We start from the raw sequence: 2,388 nt of genomic DNA on the forward strand, positions 1-2,388 counted from the left end.
TCGAAATCCCAGTGCGGATAATCCGACGACCACAATAGCTGCGTGTCGGCTTTGATCATCTTGAAGGTCGCTTCGAGGATCGACAAATCTTCGGGCACTTCCATCGGCTGCGACGAGTAGTACATGTCGCGCATGTATTCACTGGGCTTGCGCTTGAGCGACGGGCAGTCGGACGTGCGCATCATGTAGGAATGGTCGAGCCGCTGCATCAGGCAATAGGCCCAAGTGAGCCCGCTCTCGATCCACAGCACTTTCAGCTTCGGGAAACGCTCCGGCAGGCCGTTTATGACCCAATTGGTCATGTGGATCATGTTGAACCACATGAAGCCGAGCGAGTGCACCGAGATGAAGCGGTTGGTCATCTGCAGCGCGCGGTCTTCCCACGAATAAGCGGCGTGGAACGAGATCGGCTTGCCCAGTTCCTCAAGCAGCGCATAGGTTTTCATATAGGCGTTGTCGTGCACCGGCTTGTAGCGCGGCGACGTCACCATGAAGCCGACGACGCCCTTCTTGTCGCCGAAATCCTTCACCGTCTTGTAGGCCGCTTCCGGATCGTTGAACGGGATGTAGAGCATCGAGACCAGCCGCGGCTCGACGGCGAGAATTTTTTCACACAGCCAGCGGTTATAGGCGCGGCACAGCGCGACCTCGATCTCGACCTGCGGGTGCAGGCCGAGGAACAGCATCGGCGTGGGAAACATGCAGGCGTAGTCGACGCCCATCGCGTCCATCCACTCCAACGTCATGACCACGTCGCGATGCCGGCCGTCGTTCGGCACCTTCTGCAGTCCGCGCATGTTGGCGCGCGTGATGCGGCCGCCGAGATTCTGATTGCCGACCGAGGAATTGAGCAGGCCGGAGCGGCCGGGACGCTTCGCCGAATCGATCATGTCGCGGCGAATCACCGGACTTTCGATGTACTGGAAAACGTCCTTGTAGGATTCGTTTTCGTAGTGGTGCGCGTCGACATCGACGATCAGAAAATCCTGGAAATTACGCGCGCGCGCCTGCTGCGCCGCGTGCTCCAGGTGCTTCGACGTCGAATAGTCGTCGAAATTGAGCTTGCGGACTTCGTTCGGCGTCGCATCCATCTCAACCTCCGTTCAGCGCCCATGATCCCAGGGAAGACCGTCACTCGGTTTTCCGGACCGCGCGTCAGGCGACGACGTAAATCTCGTCGCCGCGTTGCACCACCTGGTACTTTTTGAGCTTCAGCCGGCTGTCGCCGACGCAGCGGCCGGTCGTCATCTCATATTCGTAGCCGTGCCAGGGGCAGACAAAGTGCACCTCGTCGGAAAACGTCTGTCCCTGATAGGTACGGTCGGCATCGATCAGGTCGACCACCTTGTTCATCAGGATTCCTTCGCACGCCGGCCCGCCCGAATGAACGCAGTAATTGCTGTAGGCGTAGTAAGTCCCGCCTTGATGAAACACACCGATCTCTTCCTTGCCGGCGACCACGATACGCCGGTCACCGTCCGGGAGCTCCGATGCCTTGGCCACAAACCATTCCGCCATGCCGTTCCTGCCCTTGAATATCGTAGTTCGCTCGTGCAGCAGTATAGGTGGGCCGGCGCGCAGGCAACAAGTGCGGTTGCGACGAGCGGCCATGCGCCTGGCACTCAGCGGTGCCCTCGCTCGATCCAGCTTGAGCTTGAGGCAATTTTGCTGGCATCCTGGGGTTCATTACGGGACAAGGACGACGCGGCGGCACGCCGCGCACAAGCGAGGGGACAATGACCAGCACAACACCGGAGCACGGCGGCGCTGCCGAACCACGGCTTCTTATTCCGGCCTTGGCGCCGTTCTACAGTTTCGCGCGGGAAATTTCCTGGCCGCTGATCCGCCTGACGGTCGGCGGCACGCTCCTCGTCCACGGCATCAACCGGTCGATGATCCCGCTGTCGCGCGCCACCGAGGAGATGGCGAAGTCAGGGCATGAACCCGCGATGCTGTTCGCCGTCTTCGCCCTGGTCAACGAAACCGTCGGCGCCGTCTGCATCATGTTGGGGCTGTTCACGCGGTTCTTTGCGGCCACGATCGCCATCGAATTTGCGATGATCAGCATCCAGTTCGCCCATAACGGCTGGGCCTGGGCCAAGCACGGCTGGGAATATGTTTTCCTGTGGGGGCTGATCTTCTTCGCCATCGCGCTGCGCGGCGGCGGTCCCTATTCGCTCGACCGCAAGATCGGCCGCGAGCTTTGAGCCACGGCCGCCGGCGGCTTTAATCGCGGCCTTGTTTCGCCACGGCGCGGCCGCTAAATACGGCGCATTCCACTCAAACCTCGGTCTGCGGAGAGGTGGCAGAGTGGTTGAATGCACCGCACTCGAAATGCGGCATACGGGCAACCGTATCGGGGGTTCGAATCCCTCCCTCTCCGCCAGT

Annotated in this window: 3 protein-coding genes and 1 tRNA gene; 2 read left to right on the forward strand and 2 right to left on the reverse strand. The window is 60.8% G+C overall.

Annotated features, from left to right (window positions below; all coding sequences use genetic code 11):
• Together VHD36_01360 and VHD36_01365 are read right to left on the reverse strand one after the other, a co-directional pair.
• Positions 1-1,091 (reverse strand): amidohydrolase family protein (locus VHD36_01360; protein HVU85937.1); only part of this gene is annotated, 1,091 nt, incomplete at its 3' end.
• Between the two features lie 64 nt (positions 1,092-1,155).
• Positions 1,156-1,518 carry a Rieske (2Fe-2S) protein gene (locus VHD36_01365; GenBank protein ID HVU85938.1) on the reverse strand — a complete coding sequence of 121 codons (363 nt, stop codon included), beginning with the start codon at positions 1,516-1,518 and terminating at the stop codon, positions 1,156-1,158.
• A gap of 218 nt (positions 1,519-1,736) precedes the next feature.
• On the opposite strand from VHD36_01365, the gene VHD36_01370 reads away from it, so the two are divergent.
• Both VHD36_01370 and VHD36_01375 read left to right on the forward strand, forming a co-directional pair.
• Entirely contained in the window at positions 1,737-2,207 is a 471-nt protein-coding gene (locus VHD36_01370) for a DoxX family protein (GenBank protein HVU85939.1), read from the forward strand.
• A gap of 89 nt (positions 2,208-2,296) precedes the next feature.
• Positions 2,297-2,386, forward strand: a tRNA-Ser gene (locus VHD36_01375).
• Positions 2,387-2,388: the final 2 nt, after the last annotated feature.

The organism is Pirellulales bacterium (assembly GCA_035546535.1).
Classification (GTDB): Bacteria; Planctomycetota; Planctomycetia; order Pirellulales; family JACPPG01; genus JACPPG01.